At 63.3% G+C, this 17,245-nt stretch carries 15 protein-coding genes, 3 tRNA genes and 2 riboswitches; of the genes, 11 read left to right on the plus strand and 7 right to left on the minus strand.

The annotated features are described in order from the left end of the window. Positions 1–132: 132 nt before the first annotated feature. Together IB229_RS13105 and IB229_RS13110 are read left to right on the plus strand one after the other, a co-directional pair. Complete coding sequence (locus IB229_RS13105; protein ID WP_192329613.1) at positions 133–1,893, plus strand: terminase ATPase subunit family protein; 1,761 nt, start codon at positions 133–135, stop codon at positions 1,891–1,893. Beyond that, positions 1,893–2,912, plus strand: a complete 1,020-nt coding sequence (locus tag IB229_RS13110) for a phage portal protein (RefSeq protein ID WP_192329615.1) — start codon at positions 1,893–1,895, stop codon at positions 2,910–2,912. Before IB229_RS13105 ends, IB229_RS13110 begins: the two co-directional genes overlap by 1 nt. 18 nt (positions 2,913–2,930) lie before the next feature. Here the strand turns inward: IB229_RS13110 and IB229_RS13115 are convergent, their stop codons facing one another. Continuing rightward, positions 2,931–3,620, minus strand: a complete 690-nt coding sequence (locus tag IB229_RS13115) for a hypothetical protein (protein ID WP_192329617.1) — start codon at positions 3,618–3,620, stop codon at positions 2,931–2,933. A 953-nt stretch (positions 3,621–4,573) separates the two neighbouring features. Between IB229_RS13115 and uvrY the strand changes: the two genes are divergently transcribed. The 6 genes from uvrY (at position 4,574) to IB229_RS13145 (ending at position 8,107) form a co-directional block, all read left to right on the plus strand. Beyond that, a complete protein-coding gene (gene uvrY, locus IB229_RS13120) occupies positions 4,574–5,218 on the plus strand; it encodes a UvrY/SirA/GacA family response regulator transcription factor (RefSeq protein WP_192329619.1) in 645 nt (214 codons plus the stop codon). 1 nt (position 5,219) lies between these two features. Then, the gene (uvrC, locus tag IB229_RS13125; protein WP_192331571.1) at positions 5,220–7,043 is read left to right on the plus strand and encodes an excinuclease ABC subunit UvrC; all 1,824 of its coding nucleotides are present in this window, start codon (positions 5,220–5,222) and stop codon (positions 7,041–7,043) included. Positions 7,044–7,076: 33 nt separating this feature from the next. Continuing rightward, complete coding sequence (gene pgsA / locus IB229_RS13130) at positions 7,077–7,637, plus strand: CDP-diacylglycerol--glycerol-3-phosphate 3-phosphatidyltransferase (protein WP_192329621.1); 561 nt, start codon at positions 7,077–7,079, stop codon at positions 7,635–7,637. Positions 7,638–7,702: 65 nt separating this feature from the next. Next, positions 7,703–7,778: transfer RNA gene (locus tag IB229_RS13135), tRNA-Gly, on the plus strand. A 43-nt stretch (positions 7,779–7,821) separates the two neighbouring features. After that, positions 7,822–7,895 (plus strand) — tRNA-Cys (locus tag IB229_RS13140). A gap of 125 nt (positions 7,896–8,020) precedes the next feature. Continuing rightward, positions 8,021–8,107, plus strand: a tRNA-Leu gene (locus IB229_RS13145). 73 nt (positions 8,108–8,180) lie between these two features. Here the strand turns inward: IB229_RS13145 and IB229_RS13150 are convergent. Together IB229_RS13150 and IB229_RS13155 are read right to left on the minus strand one after the other, a co-directional pair. Beyond that, positions 8,181–8,342, minus strand: coding sequence for a hypothetical protein (locus IB229_RS13150; protein WP_192329623.1), 162 nt, complete (start codon positions 8,340–8,342; stop codon positions 8,181–8,183). A 391-nt stretch (positions 8,343–8,733) separates the two neighbouring features. Then, entirely contained in the window at positions 8,734–8,973 is a 240-nt protein-coding gene (locus IB229_RS13155; protein ID WP_192329625.1) for a hypothetical protein, read from the minus strand. A gap of 204 nt (positions 8,974–9,177) precedes the next feature. On the opposite strand from IB229_RS13155, the gene IB229_RS13160 reads away from it, so the two are divergent. Next, positions 9,178–9,492, plus strand: coding sequence for a hypothetical protein (locus IB229_RS13160; protein ID WP_192329627.1), 315 nt, complete (start codon positions 9,178–9,180; stop codon positions 9,490–9,492). Here the strand turns inward: IB229_RS13160 and cobM are convergent. Genes cobM through IB229_RS13180 form a run of 4 tightly spaced genes read right to left on the minus strand, consistent with a single transcriptional unit; the run spans position 9,452 to position 11,628 of the window. Next, positions 9,452–10,228, minus strand: coding sequence for a precorrin-4 C(11)-methyltransferase (cobM, locus tag IB229_RS13165; protein ID WP_192329629.1), 777 nt, complete (start codon positions 10,226–10,228; stop codon positions 9,452–9,454). The genes IB229_RS13160 and cobM overlap by 41 nt on opposite strands. Before the next feature lie 29 nt (positions 10,229–10,257). Next, positions 10,258–10,659, minus strand: a complete 402-nt coding sequence (locus tag IB229_RS13170) for a cobalamin biosynthesis protein (RefSeq protein WP_192329631.1) — start codon at positions 10,657–10,659, stop codon at positions 10,258–10,260. A 35-nt stretch (positions 10,660–10,694) separates the two neighbouring features. After that, positions 10,695–11,405, minus strand: a complete 711-nt coding sequence (locus IB229_RS13175) for a CbtA family protein (RefSeq protein ID WP_192329633.1) — start codon at positions 11,403–11,405, stop codon at positions 10,695–10,697. A 37-nt stretch (positions 11,406–11,442) separates the two neighbouring features. After that, positions 11,443–11,628: a CbtB domain-containing protein gene (locus IB229_RS13180; RefSeq protein ID WP_192329635.1), complete on the minus strand. Its 186-nt coding sequence runs from the start codon at positions 11,626–11,628 to the stop codon at positions 11,443–11,445. 97 nt (positions 11,629–11,725) lie between these two features. Further along, a riboswitch (cobalamin riboswitch) is annotated at positions 11,726–11,955 on the minus strand. A gap of 59 nt (positions 11,956–12,014) precedes the next feature. Further along, a riboswitch (cobalamin riboswitch) is annotated at positions 12,015–12,200 on the plus strand. 97 nt (positions 12,201–12,297) lie between these two features. On the opposite strand from IB229_RS13180, the gene cobW reads away from it, so the two are divergent. Together cobW and cobN are read left to right on the plus strand one after the other, a co-directional pair. Continuing rightward, complete coding sequence (gene cobW, locus IB229_RS13185; RefSeq protein ID WP_318652109.1) at positions 12,298–13,347, plus strand: cobalamin biosynthesis protein CobW; 1,050 nt, start codon at positions 12,298–12,300, stop codon at positions 13,345–13,347. Positions 13,348–13,511: 164 nt separating this feature from the next. Continuing rightward, positions 13,512–17,243, plus strand: coding sequence for a cobaltochelatase subunit CobN (gene cobN / locus IB229_RS13190; protein ID WP_192329639.1), 3,732 nt, complete (start codon positions 13,512–13,514; stop codon positions 17,241–17,243). Positions 17,244–17,245 lie beyond the last annotated feature (2 nt).

Raw genomic sequence — 17,245 nt, forward strand, 5'->3', positions numbered from 1 at the left:
GGCGGTCTGCCGTTGCGTTGAGGGCATGTTCGATATCTGAGGGGGTGGCGGGCAACGGACTCGCCCTGTAGCGGGCGGCGCTACAGGGCGCAGCGCTACAGAGGCTCGCGCGAGGGCGGCAGCATCGCTGCCATGAATGCAGCCGTCGAAATTCCCATCCGTGACAACCGCCGCCAGGCCAAGTTTCTGTACTGGACGGGCTGGCGCGTGTGCGAGATCGCCGAGCACCTGGGCGAGAAGGAGAAGACGGTCCACGCCTGGAAGGCTAGGGACGAGTGGGACCGGGCTGACAATGTAGAGCGGATCGGGGGCGCGTTGGAAGCGCGCCTGGTGCAGTTGATTCTGAAGGACGGGAAGAGCGGCGGGGACTTCAAGGAAATCGACTTGCTGCACCGCCAGTTGGAGCGGCAGGCGCGGATTGAGCGTTACCAGGGCGGCGGTACCGACGCCGAGCTAAACCCGAAACTGAACAATCGGAACAGCGGCCCCAAGGCGAAGCCGAAGCGCAACGAGTTCAGCGAGGAGCATGTCGAGCAGCTGACGGAGGCCTTCCGCGATGGGTGCTTCGGGTATCAGCTGGACTGGTATCGGGCGGGCGACCAACGCACCAGGGCCATCCTCAAGTCACGCCAGATCGGTGCCACGTACTACTTCGCCCGGGAGGCGCTGATTGATGCGCTGGTGACGGGGCGTAACCAGATATTCCTGTCGGCCTCGAAGAACCAGGCGCACATTTTCAAGGCGTATATCCAGGCCTTCGCGCGGGAGGTGTGCGGGCTGGAGCTGACGGGAGACCCGATCATCCTGGGCAACGGCGCCGAGCTGCACTTCCTGGGTACCAACGCGCGCACAGCCCAGGGCTACCACGGCAATTTCTACTTCGACGAATTCTTCTGGACGTTCAAGTTCCGCGAGCTGAACAAGGTCGCCAGCGGCATGGCGATGCAGAAGCAATATCGGAGGACCTATTTCTCGACGCCTTCGAGCATGGCGCATGAGGCGTACACGTTCTGGACGGGGGAGCGGTTCAACCGGGGTAAGCCGGCGGCGAAGCGGATCAAGATTGATGTTTCGCACGATGCCCTGCAGCAGGGGCGTCTGTGCGAGGACAAGGTGTGGCGGCAGATCGTCACGATCATTGATGCCGAGCAACGCGGGTGCGACCTGTTCGACCTGGATGAACTGCGCCAGGAGTACGACGCCGAGGCGTTCCAGAACCTGCTGATGTGCGAGTTCGTCGACGACGGGGCGAGCATCTTCCCGCTGGCGATGCTGCAGCCGTGCATGGTGGATAGCTGGGTTGAGTGGGGTGAGGACTACAAGCCTTTCGCTGCACGGCCTTTCGCTGACCGGCAGGTGTGGGTGGGCTATGACCCCGCCGAGACTGGCGACAGCGCCGGCCTGGTGGTGGTGGCGCCGCCGCAGGTGCCGGGCGGGAAGTTCCGCATTCTGGAGCGCCACCAGTTCCGCGGGATGGATTTTTCGGCGCAGGCCGAGGCCATCCGCCAGGTGACGAAGCGTTTCTGGGTGACCTATATCGGCATCGACATGACGGGCATGGGCTCGGGCGTGGCGCAGCTGGTTAAGCAGTTTTTCCCGAACCTGACGACCTTCAGCTATTCGCCCGAGGTGAAAACCCGCCTGGTGCTGAAGGCGTATGACGTGATCCACAAGGGCCGCCTGGAGTTCGACGGCGGCTGGACGGACATGGCGCAGTCGCTGATGGCGATCCGCAAAACGATGACCGCCAGTGGGCGGCAATTCACCTACACCGCCGGGCGCAGCGACGAGACGGGCCATGCCGACCTGGCCTGGGCGCTGTTCCACGCATTGCACAACGAACCCCTGGAAGGGCAGACCGCTGCCAATACCGGGCGCATGGAGATTTTCTGATGGGTACAGGTACGGAGCTGGCTGTGGCCGGCGCAGGTCAGGGCGTAAGCAAGGGGGCGATGGCGTTCACCTTCGGGGAGCCGGAGTCGGTGCTGTCGGCGCGGGAGATCTTCGATTACCTAGAGTGCTGGTTTAACGGGCGGTGGTATGAGCCGCCGTTGTCGATGGATGGCTTGGCGCGGTCGACGCGGGCCAGTGTGCACCTGGATTCGGGGTTGCGCTTCAAGCGTAACCAGCTGAGCCGGACCTTTATTCCGCACCGGCTGCTCAGCCGGCCGGCCTTCGAGCAGTACGTCCAGGACTACCTGTGCCTGGGCAATGCCTATCTGGAAGGGCGGCGCTCGATGCTGCGCCAGACGATGGCGCTGCAGCCGCCGCTGGCGAAGTACATGCGGGCGGGCAAGGAGGGGCGGTTCTTCCAGGTGCAGGGCTGGAAGGATGAGCACGAATTCGAGCCGGGCAGCGTGTTCCACCTGCGAGAGGTGGATCTACATCAGGAAATCTACGGGCTGCCGGAGTGGATCAGCGCGTTGCAGTCGGCGCTGTTGAACCAGTCGGCCACGTTGTTCCGCAGGAAGTACTTCGAGAACGGCAGTCACGCCGGGTTCATCCTTTATATGACCGATGCGGCGCAGAACGAAGAGGACATCGATGACCTACGCACCGCGTTGAGGAACGCCAAGGGCCCAGGGAATTTCCGCAACCTGTTCGTGTACGCGCCCAACGGCAAGAAGGAGGGCATCCAGCTGATACCGGTGAGCGAGGTGGCGGCGAAGGATGAGTTCAACTCGATCAAGGACCAGACCCAGGGTGACGTGCTGGCGGCGCTGCGGGTGTATCCGCAGCTGATGGGGATCGTGCCGAAGAACGCTGGTGGGTTTGGGTCGCCGAAAGAGGCGTTTGAGGTGTGGGCTGCGCTGGAGCTGGAGCCGCTGCAAAGGCGCCTGGCGCTGGTGAATGAGTGGCTAGGGGAGGAGGTGGTGCGGTTCAGTGATATAGAAGGGATCGCCGGACCGTGAGCTGGACCTCAAGCCCTCTCAGCGTTTTTGGGTTGTAAGGAAGGGGACCGCTCGCATTAGGTCCAGCCGGGACATCAGCCGACCATAGTCTTCTGACCACTGACAGTACTCAGCCAAGAAACCATCATGCTCACCGATTAGGACCTTCTGGTGATAGATCAGGCCTGTCAGCATTGGGATGTGGCGGATCATAGGTGTGCCCGGCTTGCCGGTGTAGAAGATCGCCTCATTAAGGGGCAATGGCTCAGCTGCGCTTCGCAACTTGCGGTGCTGTGAGGCCAGGATCGTGCCATCAATCACATCGCCTGATTCCAAGGTGATCCAGGCGTGCCCCTTGGCGGGTTTCCCGTGTATTGCCCCGTCTCTTATCTCGTATTGATATCCCTCTGAGATTTCATCAAGCAGGTCAGCCGCAGTTGCGCCTGTATACATGCCCTCTGCCAGCTCGATGTCCCCAATCGTTACTGTGTGTCTGATACCTAGATCGAACAATACGTACGACAGCTCCCTCACCACCCAGAAGCATCGGCCTGGAAGAATCTCGGAGCCAGGCATGAACTCAGAGAAGTCCTTGGCAATTGCGGCAACGACCATCTTCAGGTTGACGGAGGCGTCTGTGATGATCTGGAGGGGGTAGTTCGACATCCCTTGATTGATGGTGTTGGTCAGAGCGATCGCTTCGGCAAACATCTCGATGTAACTCTTCATGCCTGACCCTCACGCCAAAAGCCCGCGAATATACAGAGCGAGGCATGTACTTGCCACGAATTCTGGGCCTCCCGTCATCACGCCACCAGAGTCAGGCCACGCCGCTGCCCCGTGGATGGGGCCCACTCTGGCGCGCGCCGTCGTCCCCCCGCCACGCCTGCGGGCTAAATGTGTCGTTTTACCTGCACCCCTGCATAGCGAGCCCGGCGGTTAGCTCCGGGGCGTGCGTGCAGATTGGTGGGACTAGAAATCCCTGCGAAACCCTGCACCGATGAGGTGATTTGATGTTGAAGTGATTGCGGAAGGGGGCGCACAGCCAGTTTCAAGCGTGGCGCCGGGATAAGGTAATTTTGGTCAGGTGTTGAAGAAGGGCACCCAGAAGCCGCGTGGCACTAGGCATTTAGGACTTACCTTTAGGGGTAATTTAAGGTCAGGCAGAAGGTAATTTTTTGCTATCTATCTGATATCAAAGGTTTTTATTTGATTGGGGAATGCCCGTCGGAAAGGTAATTTATGCACCTGGACTTACCAAATTCTTACCTTAATATCGTCTAGATAACCAATTGATACATAAGGATAAATTGCAGAAAATTGAATCGACTTACCAAAATTACCTTTTTCCCGTGGGTCAACCTGAAATCCGGTAGAATCGCCGCTGCGTCGTTCCAGAGCATTCCTCCCAAGGAAGCTTGGGAACACGTTGGGAACGAAATTCATGACTTGGTAACAGGTGGGGCCGCGTCTCACGCGGCCTGCAGAGGCGCGGCTTTGAAGCGTATGAGTTCGAATCTCACCGCTTCCGCCAAATTCGGTTGTTGCCTTATAAAGTGATGCCTTTTTGGCGTTTGCTTTTTGACGAATTTACGCCAAGCTAGGTTCGTGAAAGCCATCACAGATTCACTGCCTGCCCAAAAGACCGCTTAAGCGGCGTGTTTGATGCAGCGAGGTGTCGCTTGATTAAGGTGCTGGTGGTCGATGACCACGATCTGGTTCGTACAGGAATTACCCGCATGCTGGCCGACATCGATGGCCTGCAGGTCATTGGCCAGGCGGATTCCGGCGAAGAAGCGCTGAAGAAGGTCCGCGAGCTCAAGCCCGATGTCGTCCTCATGGACGTCAAGATGCCCGGCATCGGCGGCCTTGAAGCCACGCGCAAGCTCCTGCGCAGCTATCCCGACTTGAAGATCATTGCCGTCACCGCGTGTGAGGACGATCTGTTCCCGACGCGTTTGCTCCAGGCTGGCGCGGCCGGTTACCTGACCAAGGGCGCGGCGCTGGAAGAGATGGTTCAGGCTATTCGCATGGGGTTTGCCGGGCAGCGTTACATCAGCTCGCAGATTGCCCAGCAGCTGGCGCTCAAGTCCTTCCAGCCCAATGGCAGCGGCTCGCCGTTCGACTCGCTTTCCGAGCGCGAGATCCAGATCGCCCTGATGATCGCCAACTGCCAGAAGGTGCAGACCATCTCCGACAAGCTGTGCCTGTCGCCGAAGACGGTGAACACCTACCGCTACCGCATCTACGAGAAGCTATCCATTACCAGTGACGTGGAGCTGGCCCTGTTGGCCGTGCGTCATGGGATGGTCGATGCCATCAGCTGAGATGCCCGTGCAGTTCGATCCGAGTGCGTTTCTCGCCACCTGCAGTGGCCGCCCCGGTGTCTATCGGATGTTCGATGGCGAGGCCAAGCTGCTGTACGTCGGCAAGGCCTCGAACCTGAAGAAACGCCTGGCCAGCTATTTCCGCAAGACCGGCCTCGCGCCGAAGACCGCGGCGCTGGTTGCACGCATCGCACAGGTCGAAACCACCATCACTGCCAACGAAACCGAAGCGCTGCTGCTCGAGCAGACGCTGATCAAGCAGTGGCGGCCGCCGTACAACATTCTTCTGCGTGACGATAAGTCCTACCCCTACGTGCTGCTGTCCGACGGCGCGTTTCCGCGGCTGGGTATCTACCGCGGAGCGAAGAAGGAGAAGGGCCGCTACTTTGGCCCTTATCCCAGCGCAGGAGCCGTGCGTGAAAGCCTTGGTCTGCTGCAGAAGGCCTTTCTGGTTCGCCAGTGCGAAGACAGCTACTTCAAGAACCGCACGCGGCCCTGTCTGCAGTACCAGATCAAGCGCTGCAAGGCGCCGTGCGTGGGACTGGTCGATGCCGACGAGTACGCCGAGGACGTGCGCCATTCGGTGATGTTCCTCGAAGGTCGCAGTAACGCCCTAGCCGATGAGCTTTCGGCCAGCATGGAGGCGGCCGCGATGAACCTGGAGTTCGAGCGTGCCGCCGAGCTGCGCGACCAGATGGCGCTGCTGCGGCGCGTGCAGGACCAGCAGAGCATGGAGGGCGGCACTGGCGATGTGGACGTCGTCGCGGCCATGGTCAACCCAGGCGGCGCCTGCGTGCACCTGATCAGCGTGCGTGGCGGACGTGTGCTGGGTAGCAAGAATTTCTTTCCCCAGGTGGGCATTGAGGAAGAGGGCGGTGCGGTGCTGGCGGCTTTCCTTGCCCAGTACTACCTCAGCAGCCATGAGCGCGACCTGCCCAGCGAGCTGATCGTCAACGTGCTGCACGAGGATTTGCCCACGCTCGCCGCGGCGCTGGCTGAGTTGCGTGGGCGCGAGTTGGCCATCAGCCATCGCGTACGTGGTACCCGCGCACGCTGGCAACAGCTGGCGGTCACCAACGCCGAGCAGGCGCTGTCCGCACGGCTGGCCAATCGTCAGCATGTTGCGGCGCGTTTCGATGCGCTGGCCGAGGCGCTGGGTCTGGACGAGCCTCCGCAGCGGCTGGAGTGCTACGACATCAGCCATTCCAGCGGTGAGGCCACCGTGGCGTCCTGCGTGGTGTTCGGTCCGGAAGGTCCGTTGAAGTCCGACTATCGCCGCTACAACATCGAGGGCGTGACGGCGGGCGACGACTATGCCGCCATGCACCAGGCGCTGACGCGACGGTTCAGCAAGCTCAAGGAAGGCGAAGGCAAGTTGCCGGACATTCTGCTGGTCGACGGCGGCAAGGGGCAGATGAACATGGCCAGCGAGGTGCTGCAGGAGCTGGCCGTGCCGGAGCTGATCCTCCTTGGCGTGGCCAAGGGCGTGACGCGCAAGCCAGGTCTGGAAACTCTGTATCTGAACGATGCCGAGCATGAATTCACACTGCCCGGTGATTCGCCCGCGTTGCACCTGATTCAGCAGATTCGCGATGAGGCACACCGCTTTGCGATTACCGGTCACCGCGCGCGCCGGGGCAAGGCGCGGCGCACATCGAGTCTGGAAGATGTGCCGGGCATCGGGCCCAAGCGCCGGCGCGAATTGCTCAAGCATTTCGGTGGCTTGCAGGAGCTCACGCGTGCCAGCAGCGATGAGATCGCCAAGGCGCCGGGAATCAGCAAAAAGCTCGCCGAGTCGATTTATGCCGCTCTGCACAGCGAGTAGAATGCCGGCTCAACTCGTTGGTCAGTGGTCCAGATGAATATCCCAAACCTTCTCACCGTTCTGCGCGTACTACTGATCCCGGTCATCATCCTTCTCTTCTACCTGCCATTTTCCTGGAGCTACCTGGCGGCCAGTGGTGTCTTTGCGCTGGCAGCGGTTACCGACTGGTTCGATGGCTATCTGGCGCGTCGCTGGGAGCAGAGCACGCCGTTCGGTGCCTTTCTCGATCCGGTGGCGGACAAGCTGATGGTTGCAGTGGCCCTGGTTCTGCTGGTTGAGGAGCACGCGAACTTTTGGCTGACCCTGCCGGCGGCCATCATCATCGGTCGTGAGATCGTAGTGTCCGCGCTGCGCGAGTGGATGGCCGAGCTGGGCGCGCGGGCGCATGTGGCCGTGTCGAACTTGGGCAAATGGAAAACGGCGGCGCAAATGGTGGCGCTGGTCATTTTGCTGGCCAATCCGCCGCACATGACGGTCTGGGTCGGTTTGGGCTTTGGTTTGCTGATCATTGCCGCAGCGCTGACCTTGTGGTCGATGCTGCAGTATCTGCTGGCTGCTTGGCCGCATCTCGGTTTTGCTACTGACAAGAAATAAAGTTTTTTGAATCAAGGGGTTGACGCGGCGTTTTGAAACTATAAAATGGCGCCCGTCACCAAGACGCGGGAATAGCTCAGTTGGTAGAGCACGACCTTGCCAAGGTCGGGGTCGCGAGTTCGAGTCTCGTTTCCCGCTCCAATTTGTTGACGTTGACGCCGCTTTTTGCGGCGTCTTCGTTTGAGGCCGATTAGCAGAGTGGTTATGCAGCGGATTGCAAATCCGCGTACATCGGTTCGATTCCGGTATCGGCCTCCATTATAGAAAAGCCCCGTAGATCACTGATTTACGGGGCTTTTTCTTATCTGCATCAGCTTTGTTTTTGCGCCTTGCGAGGCGTGCGATGGCTGTATATAGTCCAGCCCTCGCTTTGCAGCGCTACCGCCCGAATGGCGAAATCGGTAGACGCAGGAGACTTAAAATCTCTCGCTCGTAAGGGCGTGCCGGTTCGAGTCCGGCTTCGGGCACCAGTTCGCAGAGGCTTCAGTTCTCTGCTTTTCCTCTCGCCCTTGCGCGACGCTCGACGATCACATTCCTCGCCTGCTACGACCCTGGGCCGAAGCTGACCATCATGCCGTGCTGAATGCGATAGAGGCGGCCGTTTACCCGAAGGCTGAAAGGGCTGCGGCTGACGATCTGCGCACCCTGGTCGATCAGTGCATCGATGTGTGAGCGCAGCGCGTGGTATGTCCTTTTTTCTTCCATTGAGTGAGCTCCCTGTTGGCTGCACGGAGCATATCAGCGGGGTGATGGCTTTTCGATATCTGTGCGCTGCATCACGGCCCAAAATCCTGCGGCGTTCTGTCGCCCTGCGTGACGTGTGCTCATGCGGGTTTCTGGAACGTTCACGCGTGCCTTCGGGTCTTCAGATACAGGAAGGCAATCAGAGGAGCATGATGATGGGACACGTCGACGGAAGACCGCAGGATCAGCAATTGCCCCCTGCGGAGCATGACCCGGAACCGGTCGATCCGGATCGCGATGATGGTGAGCAGCCACGCGACCCGGATGAGTCTCAGGTGGAGTAAGTCCAGGCAGCCGAGCAGTATCGCGGCGCGCGTAAACAAAAAGCCCCGGCAGTGCCGGGGCTTTTTTGTCAGTGCTCGAACTGCTTGGCGGCTTCCACGCCCGATGCGGTCAGTTTGATCGGGTCGGTGTTGATGTTCGCATCGGCTTTCCTGTCCTGGATCAGCCCGCGCGATTGCAAGTCGGTGATGGCCTCGGCGACGGCGCTCTCGCCACGGTAGTTATCCAGTATCTCCTTGCCCAGCCCGCCGGGATGGGCGTGGAGCAGGCGGGTTAGGACTTCTTTTTCCAGTTCTTTGTCGGTGGACATGGTGACCTCGCGTGATCGGGTGGATTGATCGTGCTCATCTGCTGTGACCCTGCATGAGGGCGATGGTTTTACCCGAGGTGTGAGCGGTCGTTGCACGGCTGTAAATGCGTGGCGCGGCCGTATAGGCTTGACCATCGAAGCGCCAGTAGCGCGATTTGCCGCGTCTGCTGAAATACCTCTCCAGCCAAGTGAAGACCGGTCGCCATGCCCGATGCCGTGGATGTTTTTCTCGAGTGCTGCCAGCACGTTGTCGCGGGCAACCACGCATGGCTGGCGCGTTTGCAGGCACAGGGCTTTACGTGTGCGCCTGGCGAGTGGGCGTTTAGCCTGCCTGCGCTGCATGGGTTTATGGTGCGCGAAATGGGTGGCGGCGCGCCGGACTACCAGTCGTTCATCCGCGCGCTATTCGCCAGCGACATCAACCAGCAGTTGGGCGAGCAGGGGATGGAAATCGCCATTGCCGAGAACCTCGGCAAGGTCAATCTGAGCCGCTATTGCCTGCGTCGTCGCTCGCCCTGAACAGGTGACGGGTTTCGGCGTTGTAGAGGGCTGAGTCGGCAAACTGCTCGGCGCCCAGCACGCGGCCGACCAGAATCAGTGCGGTACGGCGAAAGCCCTTGGCCTGTACTTGCGCCTCGATGGTGGCGAGGGTGCCACTGACCCAGTCCTGATCGGGCCAGCTGGCGCGATGGATCACGGCGATCGGACAATCGCGGCCGTAATGCGGCAACAGCTGTTCGACGATCTGCGCGAGCTGGTTGATGCCCAGGTGGATGGCCATGGTCGCGCGATGGCGGGCAAGGTCGTGCAGTTCTTCGCCGGGCGGCATCGGCGACTTGCTGGCGAAGCGCGTGAGAATTACCGTCTGCGACACTTCGGGCAGAGTCAGTTCGCTTTCCAGCAAGGCCGCGCAGGCGGCGGTGGCGGTGACACCGGGAATGATCTCGAAAGGGATGCCGAGCGCGCGCAAGTGGCGGATCTGCTCGCCGATGGCGCCATACAGCGAGGGATCGCCGGAGTGCACGCGGGCCACATCCTGGCTGTTGGCGTGGGCGGCGGCGAGCAGCGCGATGATTTCATCGAGATGCAACGGTGCGGTGTTCACCACCTGCTCGGCGCTGTGCCCGGCGAGTACCGCCTCGGGCACCAGCGAGCCGGCGTAGAGAATCACCGGGCAGCTGCGCAGCAGGCGCTGGCCCTTGACGGTGATCAGCTCGGGATCGCCAGGGCCGGCGCCGATGAAATAGACGGTCATGCGTTCTCCACAACTCAGGGGGGGGGCGGTCAGGCGCCGCTGGCGACTGCCAGGGCGATGCTGGCGCGGGCGCTGCTGCGCTTTTCGCAGCGCAACCTGGCCGCTGTTCCACTCAGGGCCTCGGCATGCGCCAGTGCGCTGGCTTCGGCCACGCCAGCGCTGCCGGTGATGGCCAGCGCAAGCGCCGAGGATTGACTCAGGCGTGCATGGTAACCGGCCAGGTGCTCGCTGGGGAGCAAGGCGAGGGGGAGGGCAAGGTGGTGCGCCAGTTGCTGCAGGCCCGGCTCATCGCGCTTGTGCGTGCTGCTGGCCAGGGCGTTGAGATCATCGAGTGTGAGGCCTGCTTCGGCAACGACCTGCTCGAGCAAGGCTAGCAGGTCGGCCAGTGGGCAGTCCTTGCGACAACCGATCCCGGCTACCACGATGCTCATCGAGAAAACGCGCCCCGGAGCGAGGCGCGCATGACTCAGGCGGACGGTTGCTTGGTGCGGCTGGCGAACCAGGCGGCAGCCAGACCGAGGGCGGACCAGAACACCGCGTTGGTCAGCAGGGAGGCGAGGATGAATTCGTGCTCAAGGGCTTCCGGGGCCAGGCTCTCGTGCACCTCGGGCTGCGGTGCGCCGATCAGGTGCGGGATGGCCAGCAGTACCAGGCCGCCGATGCGCAGCGCCCAGTTACGACCGAAGGCCAGCAGGCCGAGACCGCCTGCAGTGGCCAGTGCCGTGCCGATCCACCAGTATTGGCGCAGCAGCAGGTCGGCAGCGGCGGTGCCCGGCAGTTCCGGCGGCAGGCCGGCGGATGGCGCCAGGGAGAACGTGGCGAAACCGCCCAGGCCCCAGAGCAGGCCCTGCCAGGTCTTGTTCGGCGCACGCAGGGTGAACAGGCCGGCCAGCATCAGGCCGAAACCGACGGCAACCACCAGGTTGCTCAGGCCGGTGGAGAGCACGCGCTGCCAGCCGTCTTCCGGCGACCAGGCTTCGGCGTCATGGCTGTGCTCGTGAGCGGCGGCGTCGGCCGCGTGGCTGTGTTCGGCGACGACCTCGGTGGCCGGTTCGCTGTTTTCGTAGGTTTCCGCCTGGAGAATCAGCGGAGTGACCCACAGGCTTTGCAGCAGGGTCAGCACGATGGCGGCGAGCAGGCCGGCGAACCCGGCGGTTTGGGCGATACGTTTGATCATTGGAGTCGGCTTCTCGAAAGAGTGGGCGTCGGGCTGCTCAGTGGCAGGGGAACGCAGCGCTGTGGCGGGTATCGTGGGCGGCGTTGTGCATCGCCTCGATGTGCGAGAAACCAGCAACGAAGATTAGCGCCGCGCCGAGCAGGATGCTGCCGACGGCGAGAACCAGGCGTTGCGACAGGGGAAGCGTGACGGCTGCGGAAGACGGAAGCGTGCTGCTGGACATGATCTGACCTTCTGATGAAAAGGGGCAGGGCAGAAGGACGCAGCACGAGCAGGCCCGGCAGGGCCTGAATCCGGCGCGTACCCGCCCACCGCGGGTTGCCAAACTAAGGGGTTCAGGCCGGTCTCCGGGCTTGCGACGACCGTCTCTCGACAGTGTGGGTCAGCCTTCCCATGCGCCTGGCACAGTGACTACGACAACCCTACGTACGCTTACCGTTGCGGGGGCAGCGCCGGACTCGTCTTCGCTCGCAATCGAGCGGATGACCCACCGGCTTCCCGTTTCACCTCGCGCACGCCGGCGCGAGACACCTGAAACAGCCTTTCTAGAACATCACGAAGCGGGCGCGAGCGTCAACTCTGGCGATTGACCTGCCACCGCGGCCTGCGTAGCCTTCGCGCTTTCGAGGTTCTGCGGCGCTTGCGTCGCGGCTAAGAGGGAACACGGCAAGCCGTGGCTGCCCCCGCAACTGTATGCAGCGAGTCGATGCGCGTGACGCCACTGGGCAACCGGGAAGGCAGCGCAGCGATGCCGACCTGCCAGCCAGGAGACCTGCCTCGATGACGCTTTGACAACCGGGCGGGGTGATCCGGTGGTGCACGCATGACGGCCCGGCCGTACATGCCTGTCCTGCTGCCCCCGTTCGCCGCCATCATCGACGCAGGGCCCCGCATGAAATCGCTCGCCAAACTTCCCGTCACCATCGTCACCGGCTTCCTCGGTGCCGGCAAAACCACACTGCTGCGCCACATGCTCGGCAACGCCGAGGGTCGCCGTATCGCGGTCATCGTCAACGAGTTCGGCGAGCTGGGCATCGATGGCGCCATCCTCCAGCAGTGCGCCATCGGCTGCAGCGAGGAAGAGGCCGCTGGCCGCGTCTACGAACTGGCCAACGGCTGCGTGTGCTGCACCGTGCAGGAAGAGTTCTTCCCGGTGATGCGTGAACTGGTGGCGCGCCGTGGCGACTTCGACCATATCCTCATCGAGACCAGCGGCCTGGCCCTGCCCAAACCACTGGTGCAGGCCTTCAACTGGCCGGAAATCCGCAACGCCTGCACGGTCGACTCGGTGATCACCGTGGTCGACAGCCCGGCCGTGGCCGCCGGCACGTTCGCCGCCTTCCCCGATCAGGTCGACGCGCTGCGCAAGCAGGACCCGAACCTGGATCACGAGTCGCCGCTGCACGAGCTGTTCGCCGACCAGTTGGCCAGCGCCGACCTGGTGATCCTCAACAAGACCGACCTGCTCGACGCCAACGCCCTGGCGACGGTGCGCGCCGAAGTGGCGGAAGAACTGCCGGAAGCGGTCAAGGTGATCGAGGCGCGTAACGGCGAACTGCCGCTGGACGTGCTGCTGGGTCTGAACAGCGAGACCGAGCTGCACATCGACAGCCGTCGCACCCATCACGACGATGAGGACGAGGATCACGACCACGACGAGTTCGACTCCTTCTCCGTCGATCTGCCGGAAGCGGAAGAAACGCGCCTGCTGCAGGCGCTGAAAGACGTTGTGGCCAAGCACGGCATCCTGCGCATCAAGGGCTTCGCGGCGATTCCAGGCAAGCCGATGCGCCTGCTGGTACAGGGCGTTGGCCAGCGCTTCGACAAACACTTCGACCGCGCCTGGGGCGCCGAGGAGGCCCGCATCAGCCGCTTGGTGGTGATTGGGCAGGAGCTGGATCAGGCTGCCATCGAGGCCGAATTGAAGGCATCGTTGAGCTGATGCCCCTTGCGCGGACTGCCCACCCTCACCCCCGGCCCCTCTCCCGAGGGGAGAGGGGAGCACTCGCATGCATGGCCGGAACCTCTGCGCTGATCCAACTCCCTCTCCCCCCGGGAGAGGGTTGGGGTGAGGGCGCTTTGGTTTCCTCGATGGTGCCCTGACCCATGCACCTGCTGCGCACCCAGCCCGGCGTTGCCCTGCCAGCCGACAGCGTTGCCGATCTCGGTCAGACGCCCGCCGAGCTGGTGGTGCTGTGCACCGGCGACTCGCACCTGTCGCTGCTGGCAGAGGTCGCTCGTCATCTGCCCGAGGATTACCCAACCCTGCGTCTGGCCAGTCCGGCGCAACTGGGCAACCACGCCTCGGTGGATTTCTACGTCGAGCAGGTGCTGCAGCACGCCAAGGTCATCCTGATTTCCGTGCACGGCGGCGTCAGCTACTGGCGCTACGGCATCGAGCGTCTGGTGGAGCTGGCGGGGCGCGGCAAGACGTTGATTCTGGTGCCCGGCGATGACAGCCCCGATCCCGAATTGACCGGCCTGGGCAACGTCGCCGCCGAGGATGCCGAGCGGCTCTGGCAGTATCTGCGCCAGGGCGGGGTGGATAACGCGCTGCAGTTCTTCCATTGCATCGCCAATCGCTACCTGAGTCGCGACTACGCCTGGGATGCCCCCCGCGCGCTGCCGCGTGTCGGGCTCTACCATCCGCACAAAAGTGACGTGCGCCTGGATGATTGGCGCGCCGAGTGGCAGCCTGACGCGCCGGTGGCGGCGCTATTCTTCTACCGCACCCATGTGCAGGCGGCGAACACCGCCTTCGTCGACACCTTCTGCCAGCGGCTGCAGGCCCAGGGCCTCAATCCATTGCCCATTGCCGTGGCCAGCCTCAAGGAGGCGGCCTGCCTGGCGCAAGTCGAGGATTGGCTGGACGAAGCCGGCGCGAGCATGATCCTCAACACCACCGGTTTCGCCCAATCCAACCCGGAGTCGCCCCAGGCAAGGCCGTTTCGCCGCGATGTGCCGGTGCTGCAGGCGCTTTGCGCGCTGGACAGCGAAGAGCAGTGGCAAGGCAACGCCCAGGGCCTCGGCCCCCGCGATCTGGCCATGCATATCGCGCTGCCGGAGCTGGACGGCCGACTGATCACCCGGCCGATCAGCTTCAAGGGCCTGGCCTGGCGCAGCGAGCGCAGCCAGAGCGATGTGGTCTGCTACCGCGCGCACCTGCCGGGCATGGATTTCGTCGCCGAACTGGCACGGCGCTGGTGCGAGCTGCAGTGCACGCCGGCTGCGGACAAACGCATTGCCCTGGTGTTGGCCAACTACCCGACCCGCGACGGCCGTATCGGCAACGGTGTCGGCCTGGACACCCCGGCGGCGGCGCTGAATATCCTCCAGGCCTTGCAACAGCAGGGTTATCCGGTCGAGGCGTTGCCGCACAGCGGCACCGCGCTGATCCACCAGTTGCTCGGTGGCGTGACCAACGATCTCGACAACCTCGATCTGCGGCCCTGCGCGCAAAGTTTGGCGCTGGACGCCTACCAGCGGTTCTTCGCAGCCCTGCCCGAGGCCAACCGCCAGGCGGTGCTGGCGCGTTGGGGTGCCCCAGAAAACGATCCGATGTTCCGCAGTGGCCGGCTGATGATCGCCGGTCTGCGTTTCGGCCTGACCTTCGTCGGCATCCAGCCGGCGCGGGGTTATCAGGTGGATGCGGCGGCGGTCTATCACGACCCCGACCTGGTGCCACCGCATGGCTACCTGGCCTTCTATTTCTGGATGCGCCATGTGTTCGCCGCCCAGGCGGTGATTCATGTCGGCAAGCACGGCAACCTGGAATGGCTGCCGGGTAAGAGCGTCGGCTTGTCCGAAAACTGCTGGCCAACGGCGATCCTCGGGGCGCTGCCGAACATCTACCCCTTCATCGTCAACGATCCCGGCGAAGGCGCCCAGGCCAAACGCCGTACCCAGGCGGTGATCATCGACCACCTGATGCCACCGCTGACCCGCGCCGAGAGCTACGGCCCGCTGCGGGATCTGGAGCGGCTGGCCGACGAGTACTACGACGCCAGCCAGCTCGACCTGCGCCGCGCCAGTGAGCTGCGCGGCGAGATCCTGCAGAAGGTCCGCGAGGCCAGCCTCGATCGTGAACTGGGTCTGCAGCTCAATGACGACCCCGCCAGCTGGTTGCCGCAACTCGACGCCTACCTGTGCGACCTCAAGGAATCGCAGATCCGCGATGGCCTGCATGTGTTCGGCGAATCGCCGGCCGGTACGTTGCGCCGTGACACTCTGCTGGCCCTGCTGCGCATTCCTCGTGGCGATGGCCAGGGCGGTAATGCCAGCCTGCTGCGTGCCCTGGCCCATGACCTGGCGCTCGACTTCGACCCCCTCGATTGCGACATGGCCGCGCCGTGGGTGGGGCCGCGCCCAGCGATGCTGATTGGCCTCAGCGATGAGCCCTGGCGCAGTGTCGGCGATACCCGTGAGCGCCTGGAGCTGTTGGGACTCAGGTTGATCGATGCACCGGACTGCAAATCCGGTGCATCGAGCGAGGCAGTGCTGCACAGCCTGCGCAGCCGAATTGCACCGTTGCTGGATGCTTGTGGCGATGCCGAGATGCATGGCCTGCTCGATGCCCTCGATGGCCGCTTCGTGCCCTCCGGCCCCAGTGGTGCGCCGAGCCGTGGGCGGCTCGACGTGCTGCCCACCGGGCGCAATTTCTATTCCGTGGACGTGCGCAACCTGCCAACACCCACCGCCTGGCGCCTCGGCGTGCAGGCTGCCGACCGCCTGCTCGAGCGTCACCTGCAGGATGAAGGCGACCATCTGCGTCAGCTGGGCCTGTCCGTGTGGGGCACCGCGACCATGCGCACCGGCGGCGACGATATCGCCCAGGCCATGGCCCTGATGGGGGTGCGCCCGGTGTGGCAGGCGGGTAGCCAGCGGGTCGAGCGCTTCGAGGTGCTCGCTCTCGAGCAGCTCGGCCGCCCACGGGTCGACGTGACCTTGCGGGTCTCCGGGTTCTTCCGTGATGCCTTCGCCAACCTGATCCGCCTGTTCGACGACGCCGTGCAGGCGGTCGCCGATTTGGACGAGTCGGCGGACATGAACCCGTTGTCCGCGCGCGTCTGGCAGGAAGCCTTGGCACTGCAGGATGGTGGGCTGGATGAACTCGAGGCACGGCGTCAGGCCGGCTGGCGGATCTTCGGCGCCAAGCCCGGCGCCTATGGTGCCGGCGTGCAAAACGCCATCGAGGAACGTCTCTGGGAAAGCCGCGCGGATCTTGCCGAGGTGTACCTGAACTGGGGCGGCTATGCCTACGGCAAAGGCAGCGAGGGGACGCCCGCACGGGGCCAGTTCGCCGAGCGCCTGGAGCAACTGCAGGCGGTGCTGCACAACCAGGACAACCGCGAGCACGACATCCTCGACTCCAACGACTATTACCAGTTTCAGGGTGGCATGCTGGCGGCGGTGGAAACCCTGCGTGGCGCCAAGGTGGCCAGCTACCACGGCGACAACAGCCAGCCGGACACCCCGCGTATCCGCAGCCTCAAACAGGAGCTGGCCCGCGTGGTGCGCGCTCGCGCAGCCAACCCCAAGTGGATCGAGGGCATGAAGCGCCACGGCTACAAGGGCGCCTTCGAACTGGCGGCGACCATCGACTACCTATTCGCTTTCGACGCCACCAGCGAGCTGGTCGACGACCACCAGTACGCGCTGCTCACCGACGCCTACCTGATGGACAGAGACACCCGTGACTTCATCCAGCAGCACAACCCCGGTGCCCTGCAGGACATCATCGAGCGCCTGCTCGAAGCCCAGCAGCGCGGCCTCTGGCAGGAGCCGGGCGAGTACCGCGAGGCGCTGGAGAACCTGCTGCTGGACAGCGAAGAGTCGTGACT

It is taken from the genome of Pseudomonas sp. PDM14, assembly GCF_014851905.1.
Taxonomy (GTDB): domain Bacteria; phylum Pseudomonadota; class Gammaproteobacteria; order Pseudomonadales; family Pseudomonadaceae; genus Aquipseudomonas.

Coding starts and splice junctions, on each gene's coding strand:
- IB229_RS13105 (WP_192329613.1), top strand. CDS start 133: ATGAATGCAGCCGTCGAAATTCCCATCCGTGACAACCGCCGCCAGGCC.
- IB229_RS13110 (WP_192329615.1), top strand. CDS start 1,893: ATGGGTACAGGTACGGAGCTGGCTGTGGCCGGCGCAGGTCAGGGCGTA.
- IB229_RS13115 (WP_192329617.1), bottom strand. CDS start 3,620: ATGAAGAGTTACATCGAGATGTTTGCCGAAGCGATCGCTCTGACCAAC.
- uvrC (WP_192331571.1), top strand. CDS start 5,220: ATGCCCGTGCAGTTCGATCCGAGTGCGTTTCTCGCCACCTGCAGTGGC.
- pgsA (WP_192329621.1), top strand. CDS start 7,077: ATGAATATCCCAAACCTTCTCACCGTTCTGCGCGTACTACTGATCCCG.
- IB229_RS13150 (WP_192329623.1), bottom strand. CDS start 8,342: ATGGAAGAAAAAAGGACATACCACGCGCTGCGCTCACACATCGATGCA.
- IB229_RS13155 (WP_192329625.1), bottom strand. CDS start 8,973: ATGTCCACCGACAAAGAACTGGAAAAAGAAGTCCTAACCCGCCTGCTC.
- IB229_RS13160 (WP_192329627.1), top strand. CDS start 9,178: ATGCCCGATGCCGTGGATGTTTTTCTCGAGTGCTGCCAGCACGTTGTC.
- cobM (WP_192329629.1), bottom strand. CDS start 10,228: ATGACCGTCTATTTCATCGGCGCCGGCCCTGGCGATCCCGAGCTGATC.
- IB229_RS13170 (WP_192329631.1), bottom strand. CDS start 10,659: ATGAGCATCGTGGTAGCCGGGATCGGTTGTCGCAAGGACTGCCCACTG.
- IB229_RS13175 (WP_192329633.1), bottom strand. CDS start 11,405: ATGATCAAACGTATCGCCCAAACCGCCGGGTTCGCCGGCCTGCTCGCC.
- IB229_RS13180 (WP_192329635.1), bottom strand. CDS start 11,628: ATGTCCAGCAGCACGCTTCCGTCTTCCGCAGCCGTCACGCTTCCCCTG.
- cobW (WP_318652109.1), top strand. CDS start 12,298: ATGAAATCGCTCGCCAAACTTCCCGTCACCATCGTCACCGGCTTCCTC.
- cobN (WP_192329639.1), top strand. CDS start 13,512: ATGCACCTGCTGCGCACCCAGCCCGGCGTTGCCCTGCCAGCCGACAGC.